The sequence below is a fragment of the Burkholderia sp. AU33803 genome, from assembly GCF_002223095.1.
GTDB lineage: Bacteria > Pseudomonadota > Gammaproteobacteria > Burkholderiales > Burkholderiaceae > Burkholderia.
Genome location: NZ_NKFJ01000007.1, coordinates 259610 through 272651 on the forward strand (window position 1 = coordinate 259610; position 13042 = coordinate 272651).

12 protein-coding genes are annotated in these 13042 nt (G+C 66.7%); 4 read left to right on the top strand and 8 right to left on the bottom strand.

Annotated features, from left to right (window positions below; genetic code table 11):
• Window positions 1-103: 103 nt before the first annotated feature.
• Together CFB41_RS30785 and CFB41_RS30795 are read left to right on the top strand one after the other, a co-directional pair.
• Window positions 104-373 (top strand): hypothetical protein, encoded by a 270-nt coding sequence (locus tag CFB41_RS30785; protein ID WP_039349596.1) that lies wholly within the window; start codon window positions 104-106, stop codon window positions 371-373.
• Between the two features lie 152 nt (window positions 374-525).
• Window positions 526-1521, top strand: coding sequence for a DedA family protein/thiosulfate sulfurtransferase GlpE (locus CFB41_RS30795; RefSeq protein ID WP_089459195.1), 996 nt, complete (start codon window positions 526-528; stop codon window positions 1519-1521).
• 54 nt (window positions 1522-1575) lie between these two features.
• Here the strand turns inward: CFB41_RS30795 and CFB41_RS30800 are convergent, their stop codons facing one another.
• The 7 genes from CFB41_RS30800 to CFB41_RS30830 form a co-directional block, all read right to left on the bottom strand.
• A complete protein-coding gene (locus CFB41_RS30800; RefSeq protein WP_089459196.1) occupies window positions 1576-3036 on the bottom strand; it encodes an OprD family porin in 1461 nt (486 codons plus the stop codon).
• Window positions 3037-3201: 165 nt separating this feature from the next.
• Window positions 3202-4221 carry an ABC transporter ATP-binding protein gene (locus CFB41_RS30805; RefSeq protein WP_089459197.1) on the bottom strand — a complete coding sequence of 340 codons (1020 nt, stop codon included), beginning with the start codon at window positions 4219-4221 and terminating at the stop codon, window positions 3202-3204.
• On the bottom strand, window positions 4218-5210 hold the full coding sequence (locus CFB41_RS30810; RefSeq protein ID WP_089459198.1) for an ABC transporter ATP-binding protein: 993 nt from the start codon (window positions 5208-5210) through the stop codon (window positions 4218-4220). Before CFB41_RS30810 ends, CFB41_RS30805 begins: the two co-directional genes overlap by 4 nt.
• Before the next feature lie 2 nt (window positions 5211-5212).
• Window positions 5213-6115 carry an ABC transporter permease gene (locus CFB41_RS30815; protein ID WP_089441401.1) on the bottom strand — a complete coding sequence of 301 codons (903 nt, stop codon included), beginning with the start codon at window positions 6113-6115 and terminating at the stop codon, window positions 5213-5215.
• A 13-nt stretch (window positions 6116-6128) separates the two neighbouring features.
• Window positions 6129-7067, bottom strand: a complete 939-nt coding sequence (locus CFB41_RS30820; protein ID WP_089441400.1) for an ABC transporter permease subunit — start codon at window positions 7065-7067, stop codon at window positions 6129-6131.
• Between the two features lie 11 nt (window positions 7068-7078).
• Window positions 7079-8692, bottom strand: a complete 1614-nt coding sequence (locus CFB41_RS30825) for a peptide ABC transporter substrate-binding protein (protein WP_089441399.1) — start codon at window positions 8690-8692, stop codon at window positions 7079-7081.
• Window positions 8693-8871: 179 nt separating this feature from the next.
• Window positions 8872-9450 carry a cupin domain-containing protein gene (locus CFB41_RS30830; RefSeq protein WP_069252724.1) on the bottom strand — a complete coding sequence of 193 codons (579 nt, stop codon included), beginning with the start codon at window positions 9448-9450 and terminating at the stop codon, window positions 8872-8874.
• A gap of 503 nt (window positions 9451-9953) precedes the next feature.
• On the opposite strand from CFB41_RS30830, the gene CFB41_RS30840 reads away from it, so the two are divergent.
• Both CFB41_RS30840 and CFB41_RS30845 read left to right on the top strand, forming a co-directional pair.
• Window positions 9954-11474 (top strand): peptide MFS transporter, encoded by a 1521-nt coding sequence (locus CFB41_RS30840; RefSeq protein ID WP_089459199.1) that lies wholly within the window; start codon window positions 9954-9956, stop codon window positions 11472-11474.
• A gap of 120 nt (window positions 11475-11594) precedes the next feature.
• Window positions 11595-11801: a hypothetical protein gene (locus CFB41_RS30845; protein ID WP_089441397.1), complete on the top strand. Its 207-nt coding sequence runs from the start codon at window positions 11595-11597 to the stop codon at window positions 11799-11801.
• A 34-nt stretch (window positions 11802-11835) separates the two neighbouring features.
• Here the strand turns inward: CFB41_RS30845 and CFB41_RS30850 are convergent, their stop codons facing one another.
• Complete coding sequence (locus CFB41_RS30850) at window positions 11836-12960, bottom strand: OpgC domain-containing protein (RefSeq protein ID WP_089459200.1); 1125 nt, start codon at window positions 12958-12960, stop codon at window positions 11836-11838.
• Window positions 12961-13042: the final 82 nt, after the last annotated feature.

Genomic DNA, 13042 nt, shown 5'->3' on the forward strand with positions numbered 1-13042 from the left:
GAAATTGCTCCGAATTGCGGCCCGTTCGCGTTAAACTGCGCCAAGCTGCATTCAACAAAGACATCTTCGCCACTACGGCATCCACGATACGAGGATAGGTTCGATGCGCACTACCGGCTCATCCGGGGCAATGACCCTGCTCACCGAACACGACCCGACCGACGGTCGCGAACTGCGCTCGCTCCGGCTCGAAGCAACCGGCGACGGCAAGAGCGTGCTGCTGATCGAGATCGACGAACGCAAGCCGGGCATCCACCGCGAAGTCCGCTACGAGATCACGCCGGCCGAACTGATCGCGGCGATCCGCTCGCACGGCGCCGAGCTCCCCGGCGAAAACCACGGCGCCGCGTCGCTCGCCCGCACCTCCTCCTGATTTCGAACGGTGAGCCGCGCGCCACGCGCCGGCTCACCGCACCCGCCGCCGCCGTCAGGCACTTTGCGTTATTCCCGCCGCTGACTTGAAAAAGGCCGATAATCGGCCCATCTGCGTGCTTTCCGCGCGCGTTTCCTTTTCGGCCAGCCGTCATGCTCCTCCGCGACCTCGTCGCCCAATACGGGCCGCTTCTCGTCTTCGCCAACGTGCTCGCGGCGGCCATCGGGCTGCCGGTGCCCGCGATGCCGACGCTCGTGCTGTTCGGCGCGATGTCCGCGATGCATCCGGCGATGATCGGCTCGCAACTGGTCACGGTGGTCGTGCTGTCGGTGCTCGGCGCGCTGATCGGCGACACGGTGTGGTACCTCGCCGGCCGGCGCTTCGGCGGCACGACGCTGAAGACGATCTGCCGCCTGTCACTGTCGCGTGACAGCTGCGTGAAGAAAACCGAACGCTTCTTCGGCCGCTACGGCGTGCGCGTGCTCGCCGTCGCGCGCTTCATTCCGGGGCTGTCGCTCGTGTCGGTGCCGATGGCCGGCGCGTTCGGCACGCGCTATCGCACGTTCCTCGGCTACGACGCGCTCGGCGCCGCGCTGTGGACGATCGTCGGGCTGATGGTCGGGCTGATGTTCGCTCGCCAGATCGACTGGCTGTTCGCCGGTGCGGGCCAACTCGGCCGCGCGGCGCTGCTGGTGGCCGTCGCGGTGCTGGCCGTGTACGCGGCGATCCGCTGGATGCGCCGCCGCGCGCTGATCCGCCAGCTCGCGAGCGCGCGGGTCGGCGTCGACGAGCTCGACGCGATGCTGCGCGATACGGCCGCGCCGGTGATCCTCGACGTGCGCTCGCCCGAGCACCGCAAGCTCGACCCGTTCACGATTCCCGGCGCGCAGTTCGCCGACGAACGCCAGGTCGGCGACATCGTCGCGCGTTATCCGTTCTCGCAGAAGTTCGTCGTGTACTGCTCGTGCCCGAACGAGTTCACGGCCGCGCTGATGGCGAAGCGCCTGCTCGACGCCGGCTTCACCGATGCGCTCGCGCTGCGCGGCGGCCTCGATGCATGGCGCGATACCGGCCGCCAGCTCACGTCGCTCGTGGAAGAGATGCCCGCTGCGAACGATCCGGTCGCGGGGCTGCACAAGCCGGCCTGATCGCGTCGATCGAAGGCCGGCCGTGCGAGGCGGGGGCGCCTGCGCCCCCTTCGATCAGAACGCGTGCAGCGGCAGGTTCACGACCAGGCGGTACTCGGTGTTCGTCGCATCCGAGTAGTGTGCCGAGCCGGCGTGCCACATCGCGATGAACGTGACCTTCGTGTCCTTCAGCTTGCCGCTCTGGAACGTGTACGACGGGATGAAGCCGAACTCGTGGTGACGGCCCTGCACCGGCGCGCCGTTGCTCCAGTAGATGCTCGACTTGCTCGGGTCGTTCGCCGCACCCGCGCTGCCGTCCGCCCCCCAGCCCGTCACGCCCCAGACCATCGCCTTGAAGCCCGGCAGGCCCGCTTCCTTGCCGTAGAACGTGTAACGCAGCTGCAGCGACTTTTCGTGCGGCGCGTTGTAGTCGACGTCCATCGAGTTGGTCAGGAAGATGCCGTTCGTTTCGTTCAGGTAGTCGAAGAACTGGTCACCGAGCACCTGCTGGAAGCCGAGCAGCAGCTCGTGCGGGCCGTGCTGCGCAGCCAGCGACAGGCTGTAGGCGTTGTTGTTGATCTTGCCTTGCAGCGCATCGCCCGTATCGTGCGTCGAATAGACGTTGCCGAAGCCCGTCCACTTGATCGTCTGCGGGCTGCCGATGCTGTGCTTCACCGACGCGTAGTACTGGTGCCACACGTCGTCGGCCTGGTTCGCGTACAGCGCGACTTCGCCGTTCGGCGAGTAATCCCACGTGCCGCCGACGTACGACAGGCGGTTGATGCGCGTGCCGCCGTATTGCGTCGTCAGGTTGGTGAGCGTCGTGTGACCGCGCGCGTCGGTCTTCGTGAAGCTGCCGGCCTCGAGCATCACGTTCTTGAATTCATTGCTGACGAGCGTCGCACCGAGGAACGTCGGCGGCAGCGCGCGGTTGTCGTGCTGCTCCATGAACGGGTTGTCGACAGCCTGCAGACCGTACTTGACCACCGTGTTCGAGATGCGCGCCTTCACGTCGTAGATGCCGGGATAGGCCCACGCGAGCTGGTTGCCGCCACCGCCGCCCTTCGCGATGTGCACCATGCTGCCCGCGCCCTGGCCGCCGTCGAGCTTCAGCGCCGCATACAGCGACGCGTCGAAACCGATGCCGATCAGGCCCGTCGTGTAGCCCGACTCGAAGTTCGCCATCGCGCCCTGGACCCACGCGTGGCGATGCGGCCCGCCCTTGGCGTCGAGCACGTCCGCGTAGTTGCGGAACAGGAAGTTGAGATGGCTGTCGGCGATGAAGCCCTTCGACTGCGACTGCGCCGACGGCTCGTCGGGCGGCGTGACGGCCTGGTTCGCTTCGGCGTTGATGACGGCGTTCGGGGTCGTTGCCTGCGCAACGGTCGTGCCCGGTGCGGCCTGCGCGAGCGTCAGCGGTGCGGGGGCCGCGTCGTCGGCGTGCGCGACGCCCGTCAGCGAGACACCGGCGAGTGCCGGCAGCCCCCAGGCAAGCAGCATTTTCGATGCCGTCCCGATCGTCTTCTGTTTTTTCATCGTAATTCTCGTCTTGTGTTGATATCGTCCACGCCGGTTGCGATCAGCGCCCGGCCCCCCGGCGCGCCCGATCAAGGACGCGCCTGTACCCGCGGCGCGAAGATCGTTCGCGCCGCACCTACCCCTGTTGACCTGCCTTGGTTATGTTTGCTGCGTCACTTCAGCTCACGCCACACCCGCGCGGATGCACGCGACACGCGCGGCCGACCCCTGCCGGACTTCCGGCAGCGGCACGTCCTGCGCGCACGCGTCGATTGCGACCGGGCAACGCGTGCGGAACGCGCAGCCGGACGGCGGGTTGAGCGGCGAGGGCATCTCGCCCGCCAGCAGCATCGGACGGCGAGCACGCTCGCGCGCCGGCTCCGGCGTCGGCGCCGCGTCGAGCAGCGCCTTCGTGTACGGGTGCTGCGGCACGCCGTACACGTCATGCCGCGTGCCGAACTCCATCACGCGGCCGAGATACATCACGAGCACACGCTGGCTGATGGCCTTCACCACCGCCAGATCGTGCGCAACGAACAGATAGGACAACGACAGTTCGCGCTGAAGGTCGCGCAGCAGGTTCACGATCTGCGCCTGGATCGACACGTCGAGCGCCGAGACGGGTTCGTCGCAGATCACGAGCTTCGGCTCGCCGATCAGCGCGCGTGCGATGCCGACGCGCTGGCACTGCCCGCCGGAGAATTCGTGCGGATAGCGCAGCAGGTGATGCGCGTTCAGGCCGACGCGTTCGAGCATCGTGACCACGCGGCGGCGCACCTCGGTGCGGCCGAGGCCGGCCTGGTGCGTGACGAGCGGCTCCGCGACGACCTGTTCGATCGTCATGCGCGGATCGAGCGACGCGAGCGGATCCTGGAAGATCATCTGCACTTCGCGCCGCATCGCGGTGCCGCGCAGGTGGTCGGGCGCCACGGCTTCGCCGCGCCACTTCACCGTGCCGGCCGTCATCGGCACGAGGCCAATCAGCGCGCGAGCGAGCGTCGACTTCCCGCAACCCGATTCGCCGACGAGCCCGACCGTCTCGCCGCGCTTCACGTCGAACGACACGCCGTCGACGGCGCGCAGCGTCCCCTTTGGCGACCACGGATAGCCGCCGAGCGGCACGCGGAAATGCACTTTCAGACCTTCGACGGACAGCAGCGTGTCGTCCGTCGCGCCGGCTTGGCGGCGTTCATCGACGCTCATCGCAGACCTCCCGTCAGATCGGCCACCGGACGGTGGCACGCGCGCACCGCGCCTGTGGCGCCATAGGTTTCGAGCGCGGGGCGCGCCGCGCCGCAACGTTCTTCCGCATACGTGCAGCGCTTCGCGAACGCACAGCCGGCCGGCGCGGTGCCGGGCATCGGCGGATTGCCGGGAATCGCGACGAGCGGTGCATCGTCCGCGTCGGTCAGGCGCGGCAGCGCGTTGAGCAGGCCGATCGTGTACGGATGCGACGGCGCCGCGAAGATCGATTCGGCCGGCGCGTATTCGACGGTGCGGCCCGCATACATGACCATCACGTCGTCCGCGAGGCCGGCGACCACGCCCATGTCGTGCGTGATCAGCACGATCGCCGTGCCGCGCTCGCGGTTCAGCTCGCGCAGCAGGTCGATGATCTGCGCCTGCACGGTCACGTCGAGCGCGGTGGTCGGCTCGTCGGCGATCAGGATTTCCGGCTCGGACAGCAGCGCCATCGCGATCATCACGCGCTGGCGCATGCCGCCCGAGAACTCGTGCGGATACATGCGGATGCGGCGTGCCGCGTCCGGGATCCGCACCGATTCGAGCGCCTCGATCGCGCGCTTCGTGGCTTCCTTGCGCGACAGCTTGCGATGCAGCTGCAGCGTCTCGGTCATCTGGCGCTCGATCGTCAGGAACGGATTGAGCGACGTCATCGGATCCTGGAAGATCATCGCGATCCGGTCGCCGCGTATCTTGTTCAGCGCGCGTGAATCCATCTCGAGGAGGTTGTCGCCGCGATAGCGCGCGGCGCCGGTGGTCGCGCCGTTGCCGGCCAGCAGGCCGAGCATCGCCATCACGGTCTGGCTCTTGCCCGAGCCCGATTCGCCGACGATGCCGAGCGTCTTGCCGGCTTCGAGCGAGAACGACACGCCGCTCACGGCGTCCACCGGCGGCGCGTCCTTGCGCGTGAAGCGCACGCCGAGGTTGTCTACTTCAAGCAGTGCGACCATCTTTAGCGATCCTTCGGGTCGAGCGCGTCACGCAGGCCATCGCCGACGAAGTTCACGCAGTAAAGCGTCACGCACAGCATGACGGCCGGGGCCAGCAACAGCCACGGCGTCGATTCCAGTTTCTGCGCGCCGTCCTGGATCAGCACGCCCCAGCTCGTCATCGGTTCCTGCACGCCGAGGCCGAGGAACGACAGCACGGATTCGGTCAGCACGATGCCCGGCACCGAGACCGTCGCGTACACGACGACCACGCCGAGCAGGTTCGGCACGATGTGGCGCAGCACGATCGACGCGGGCGTCACGCCGATCGCCCGTGCCGCATCGACGAACTCGCGGCTGCGCAGCGACAGCGTCTGGCCGCGCACGACACGCGCCATGTCGATCCACGAGAACGCGCTGATGGTCAGCACGACCAGCATGAACGAGCGGCCGAACAGGGTCATCATCAGGATCGCGATCAGCAGGTACGGGATCGCGTACATCATGTCGACGATGCGCATCATCACGGAGTCGACGCGGCCGCCCGCGAAGCCCGCGGTCGCGCCCCATGCGACGCCGAACAGGCCCGACACGAGCGTGCCGAGCAGGCCGACCTCGATCGACACGCGCCCGCCGATCAGCGTGCGCACCAGCAGGTCGCGGCCGAGTTCGTCGGTGCCGAACCAGTGCTGGTTCGCCCAGGTCGGCGGCAGGCTGATCGAGCCCCAGTCGCTTGCCGAAGGATCGGCCGCGAGCAGCCACGGGCCGACGAAACAGGCGAGCGTGATGAGCGCGAGCAGCACGAGGCTGAACACGGCCGCACGGTTGTGAAGGAAGCGCGCCATCGCAAGCGCGAACGGCGAGCGCGAACGCGGCGGCGAGTCGGTCTGCACGGGCAGGCCGACGACAGGTGTAGTCGGAGTCATCGCTGTGCCTCGCTCAATAACGGATGCGCGGATCGAGCCACGCGTACGCGAGGTCGACCAGCAGGTTGAACAGCACCGCGCAGACGGTCGTCAGCACGACGAGGCCGAGCACCAGTGTGTAGTCGCGGTTGATGGCACCGTTCACGACGAGCTGTCCGAGCCCCGGCAGCGCGAACACCGATTCGGTGACGACGGCCGCCGTGATCGACGTGATGCAGACCGTGCCGAACAGCGACACGACCGGCATCAGCGCGGGCTTCAGCGCATGGCGCAGCACGATCGTCGAGCCCGGCAGGCCCTTCGCGCGCGCGGTGCGGATGTAGTTGCTCGACAGCGTCTCGATCATCGAGCCGCGCATCACGCGCGCGAGCAGCGACATGTTGATGAAGGTCAGCAGCACGATCGGCAGCAGCCGGTACTCCCAGCCGCCGTCACCCCAGCCGCCCGCGGGCAGCCAGCCGTTGCCGGACGACGTCTTCAGCAGGATCGCGAAGATCCACACGAGCACGGGGCCGAGCACGAACGGCGGGATGACGTTGCCGAAGTTGCCGATCAGCATCACGAAGCGGTCGATGAAGCTGTCGCGGCGCACGGCCGCGACGGTGCCGAGCAGCACGCCGCACACGATCGAGATCGGGATCGACACGCCGCCCACGCCGAGGCTCACAGGCAGCGCCTTCTTCACGAGATCGTTCACCGACCAGTCGACGTAACGGAACGACGGGCCGAGATCGCCGTGCAGCAGCGCGTTCAGGTACAGCAGATACTGCTTCCACAGCGGCTCGTCGAGGTGGTACTTCGCGTTCAGGTTCGCGAGCGTGGCCGCGGACAGCTGCTTTTCCGTATCGAACGGGCCGCCGGGCGTGAAATGCAGGAGCAGGTAGCAGACGGTGACGACCGCGAGGATCGTCGGCACCGCCCACAACGTGCGCCTCAGTGCGTAGGCCAGCATGATCGCTCCGCTCAGTGCTTGATCAGGTACATGTCCTGCGAAGCACGCATGTCGATCACGTTCTTCAGCGAGTAGCCGCCCACGTACGACTTCACGAGGCGGTCGGCCGAATACTGGAACAGCGGCAGCATCGGCGTATCGTTCAGCGCCGTGTCGTGCGCCTGCGTGAGCAGCGCGGCGCGCGCCTGGTCGTCGAGCTTCTGGTTGCCTTCGTCGACGAGCGTGTCGACCTGCTTGTTGCAGTAGCCGACGGTGTTCTGCGCGCTGCCGCAGCGGATCAGGTCGAAGAAGGTCATCGCGTCGTTGTAGTCGGCGAACCAGCCGTCGCGCGCGATCTGCACCTTGCCGTCATGCCGCTGCTTCATCAGCACCTTGAATTCGACGTTCTCGAGCTTCGTGTTGACGCCGAGCTTCGTGCGCCACTCCGATGCGGTGAACAGCGCGACCTTCTTGTGCAGGTCGTTGGTGTTGTACGTGAGCGTGAACGACAGCGGCTTCGCGTCCGAGTAACCGGCCTGCTTGAGCAGGTCTTTCGCGGCCGCGACGCGCTTGGCCATCGGCCACGACGCCCATTCCGGCGTGAACGGTTGCTGCACGCCCTTCGTGCCGTTCGGCATCAGGCCGTACATCGGCTTCTCGCCGGCCTGCGTGAGCTTCGACGTGAGCACGTCGCGATCGATCACCATCGACAACGCCTGGCGCACGCGCTTGTCCTTCAGCGCCGCGTCGCTGTTGTTCAGGTAGTAGTAGTACGTCGCGAGCTGCAGGCCCTGGCGAAGCTCGCCGCCGAACTGCTTGCTGACCTGCTGGAAGATGCCCGACGGGATCGAGTAGCTGTAGTCGATCTGGCCGGCCTGGTACATGCGCATCGCGGTTTCGTCGCTTTCGATCGGCAGGTACGTGACCTTGTTGATCACGACCTTCGGCGCGTTCCAGTACTTCGCGTCCTTCGTCACGACGATGCGGTTGTTCGGCTGCCAGTCGACGAGCTGGTAGGCGCCATTGCTGACGATATTGCCCGGGCGCGTCCATGCATCGCCGAACTTCGCGACCACGTCCTTGTTCACCGGCACGAGCGGCGCCATCGCGGTCAGCTCGGGGAAGAACGCGACGGGCACGTCGGTCGTCACTTCGAGCGTGTACGGATCGACCGCGCGCACGCCGAGCGTCGACGGCGCGGCCTTGCCCGCGATGATGTCCTTCGAATTCTTGATGAACTCGACGAGGATCGTGTATTTCGAGCCCGTCTTCGGATCGACGAGGCGCTGCCACGAATAGACGAAATCGGCGGCCGTCACCGGCTGGCCGTTGCTCCACTTCGCGTCACGGCGAAGCTTGAAGATCCACGTCGTCGGCGACTTGCGCTCCCACGACAGCGCGACGCCCGGCACGACCTGGCCGGCCGCATCGATGCGGGCCAGCCCTTCGAACAGGTCGAGGCCGATCGTGTTGCCGGTCCACGACTCGATGTGCGCGGGGTCGAGCGACTCGACTTCGGCGGGCACCTGTCGCGTCAGGTCCTGTTGAGGCGCGAGCGCGACGTTCGACGGAACGGTAACGGCGTGGGCGACAGGCGTCAGGGCGAGCGCGGCCAGCACGGCCGACATGGCATGCAAGGATTTCATCGTGGCAGTCTTGAGAAAGGTTGTTCGGTGAGCGTCGCGCGGCGGATGCCGCGGATTACGCTTGAGACGCTGACGGGCGCAGCGATTGAGGAGGCCCGTGATTCTCGTATTGCATTTTAGTATTCCTTACGTTTCTTTCGACAGGTATTCCGTCTTCGAAACGAAGGAATACCTGTGCGTTAGAACAGCCTCGGTGTACCGACCCAGACCACCACCGACTCGATCTTCGCGGTGTTGACCCAGCTGTGCGGGACCGTCGACTGATAGTGCGAGCTGTCGCCGGCCTGCAGGACGAACGTCTTGCCTTCCAGCGTCAGCGACACTTCCCCTTCAATCACATACAGGAACTCCTCTCCTGCATGTGTCGTCACCTCGGACCGCTTCTGCCCCGGCGGCATCCTCACCAGGATCGCCTCCAGCTGGCGCCCTTCGGACACGTTCGTCAGCCGCGCGAACAGGTTCGCCGAATCGGCAAACCCGAAGAAGCGCAGCTGCTCGCCTCGGCAAACCGAGCGTTCCTCGCTCGGCGTATCCACGAAGTACTGCACCGTCACACCGAGCGCGTGCGCGATACCGGCCAACGATGTCAGCGACGGCGACGCGAGCCCGCGTTCGACTTGAGACAGAAACGGCTTCGAAATCCCCGCGGCGGTAGCGGTGTCGTCGAGCGTGCGCTTGAGTCGTTGGCGCAACGCGCGAATCTTGCTGCCCAGCGCGGCAGCATCTGCAGCCCGCGAGTTTTCAGTGGGGGGAACCATAGCAGGCCGAAAAGTGATCGTCAAAAAATGTTTGATGGAAAATAACTAAGTTAGAACGATATAGCTTAGTCTTCGGGTTCGCCCACCTCTTCGGTGTCGAGCCCGGTGCACTAAACGGGACACGAAGCGAGCGAAACGACGCGCTATCTTGCCAGACTCGCCGGCTTCACAGGCAAGCTGCAAGCGGCTCTCCGGGAATCTTCGGAGGGCCTGCACGAAAGCTTACAAATAGATGATGAGACGAATGTTCCTGAAAGCTGCTGCCACATTGGGAGTTTCCCTAGGTGGCAGATACGTGACGCACCGGACCGGTAGCCGCTACCATGCGCGCGCCGGTCGGGGCCCGTCTCCGCCATTCCCGGCGGAGTCAGACCCCGGCCCGGGCTAACCGCCCGACTGTTCCACCGCCAGCACGAAGCCTACCCGGCCCCATTGTGCACCGGCGCCAGTTCGACCCCAAAAAGACGACGCGTGATCCGTGCCGTCCGTTTCAAACGAGATTGATGATGCAACCACCCGTTTCACAAACCCGATCGTTCACGACGGTCTTCCTCATCGAAATGTGGGAGCGCTTCGGCTACTACGGCATGGCCGCGCTCCTGGTCCTCTTCATGGTCGACCGGCTCGGTTTCACCGACAGCCATGCGAACCTGACCTGGGGTGCGTTCACCGCACTCGTCTATGCGGCGCCGTCGATCGGCGGCTGGATCGGCGACAAGGTGCTCGGCGCCCGTCGCACGATGATCATCGGCGCGGCCGTGCTGTGCGCCGGCTACCTGATGCTGTCGGTCCCGAACGATCAGCTGACGTACATGTACGCGTCGCTCGGCGTGATCGTCGTCGGCAACGGCCTGTTCAAGGCCAACGCGGCCAACCTCGTGCGCCGCATCTATGAAGGCGACGACGCGCGCATCGACAGCGCGTTCACGATCTACTACATGGCGGTCAACATCGGCTCGACGGTGTCGATGCTCGCGACGCCGTGGATCAAGGATCACTGGGGCTGGCACGCCGCGTTCGCGGTCTGCTGCGGCGGCATGCTGCTCGCGATCCTCAACTTCATGCTGATGCATCGCACGCTCGCGCACGTCGGCTCGCTGCCGGACGACCAGCCGATCCGCTGGAAGCGCCTCGGCGCGGTCGCGCTGGGCGGTGTCGGGCTCGCGCTGATCACGCTGTACGTGCTGCAGCACAAGCAGCTCGCCGTCGCCAGCGTGTGGACGGCCGCGTTCGCGATCCTCGCGATCTTCGCGTACATGATCGCGAAGTCGGAGCGCTCGGAGCGCGCGGGCCTGATCGCGGCGCTCGTGCTGATCGGCCAGGTGATCCTGTTCTTCATCTTCTACGTGCAGATGTCGACGTCGCTGACGCTGTTCGCGCTGCGCAACGTCGATCCGCGCTTCATGCTGTTCGACACGACGCTGTTCACGTGGAGCGCCGCGCAGTTCCAGGCGCTGAACCCGATCTGGATCATGCTGCTGAGCCCGGTGCTCGTGTGGGTGTACAACGCCGTCGCGAAGAGCGGCCGCGACCTGCCGGTCGCCGCGAAGTACGCGCTCGGCTTCGGCTCGGTGGCCGCCGGCTACCTGGTGTTCACGATCAGCGGCCGCTACGCGGTCGATGGCCGTGTGTCGTCGTGGTTCATGGTGTGGGGCTACGGCCTCTACTCGCTCGGCGAACTGCTGGTGAGCGGCCTCGGCCTCGCGATGATCGCCCGCTACGTGCCGGCGCGCATGAGCGGCTTCATGATGGGTGCGTACTTCGTCGCGACCGGCGTGTCTCAGTATCTGGGCAGCGTCGTCGCGAACTTCGCGCAGATGCCGTCGCATGAACTGCCGGCCACCGAATCGCTGCCGCTGTACCTGTCGCTGTTCGAGAAGCTCGGCTGGCTCGCCGCGATCGGCATGGTGCTCGCACTGCTGCTGCTGCCGCTGATGAACCGCCTGTCGCGCCAGCACCAGCGTTGTGCGGAAGAGCGCCGCGAAGAAGCGCCGCAGGCGCAGGGCGTCGCCACCGCGCAGTAAGTAATATCCCTCGGCGTGCGGCGTGCACGCCACATTCTCCCGCCAGGCACGCGAACGCGTCCTACACTGGTTGCAGGAAGCGCATCCGCATCGCGAGATGCGCACTGGCGGGAGAAGACGATGAAAAGCAAAGCAACGCGGCTCTTGAGGATACTGTCGGACATCCGGCACGCTCAGCGCTGCACCGCGATACGTGCCGCGCGCGCCGCGGCCGAAGCCGACGCGGTACTCGCGGAACGCGACGATCCGGCGCCCGACGAACGCGACGACGCCGAATCCGACGACGCCACCCCCGTTCCCCGCTCCCGTATCGACTCACCTCACTGACGTCGCGCGGCACATTCCGTGCCGCACGCGCCGCTCATGCGGCCGCGCCGCGCCACCGCGCGATCCACGTTCCCGAACCGGCCACGGCCATCATCAGCCCGAGCGCGCATGCGTCGGCCACGAGGCCTACGCCGACGTGCCGCAGATCCGCGCTGCGCACGACCGGATGCAGCAGCGAATCGATGACGAGCGAGATCGCCGCGCCCGCGACGAAGCAGATCAGCCCGCGCTGGCCCACGGCCACGACGGGCCGCACACCCTGCGCGATCCGCGCGATCCAGCCGAAGCGCACGCAATCGGCCATCAGCCACGCGATGGCCGCGAAGCTCACGACACGCGGCAGCGCGAGATCGCGCTTGAACACGCCTTCCGGCAGCGGCAGCCCCGAGAACAGCTTGTAGCTCGCGCAGCCGAGCACGACCGCGCATGCGAGCCCGGTCGCGGCGGCCCCCCAGCGCCCGAGCGCGATGCGCCGGTAGAACGGCTGGCAGCGTGCGAGCACGCCGGCGACGAACATCAGCTGCCACGCGAACGGATTGAAACTCCAGCGGAACCCGTCGGCATCCAGCAGCTCGGGGCCGAGCCAGCCCGCCGTCAGCCACGACGCGATACTGAGCGCGACCAGCAGCCACGGATGCCGGCGCGCGAACGGCACGAGCACCGGCGACGCGAGCGCGAACAGCACGTACATCGGCAGCACCGACGCGAGATAGGGCTGGCGCTGGAAGGTCAGCAGCTCGGCTGCGCCCGTCAGCGGCGACGCGAGCATCACGCTGACGTCGTCGAGCGCGAGGTTCGGCGCATCGATCCCGTAGTGGTCGAGCACGGCCGACACGACGAGCATCAGCGTCGAGGTCGCGAGAAATGCGCGGTAGATCTGCATCGCGCGGCGCACGAAGCGCTTTTGCGCGGCGCGCGCGCCGTGCCGTTCGGCGATCGCGCCATAGGCGCTCGCGGTCGCGAAGCCGCCGAGAAAGACGAAGACCTCGGCCGCATCGCACAGCGCGAATGCGTGCAGCGTGACGCGCGACAGCACGCTCGCGCCGATGTGATCGACGACGATCATCAACAGCACGATGCCGCGGAAGAAATCGACTTCGATCAGGCGGCCGCTGCGCGACGGCGCAAACGTGGCCGAAGGCGGCGGGCTCAACGACATGAGCCCCCCTGCACGACGGCGGTGCGGCACGCACCGGAGAATGGATCGGGGAGAAGCAGGCGAGCGCGATCGGCGGCGATAC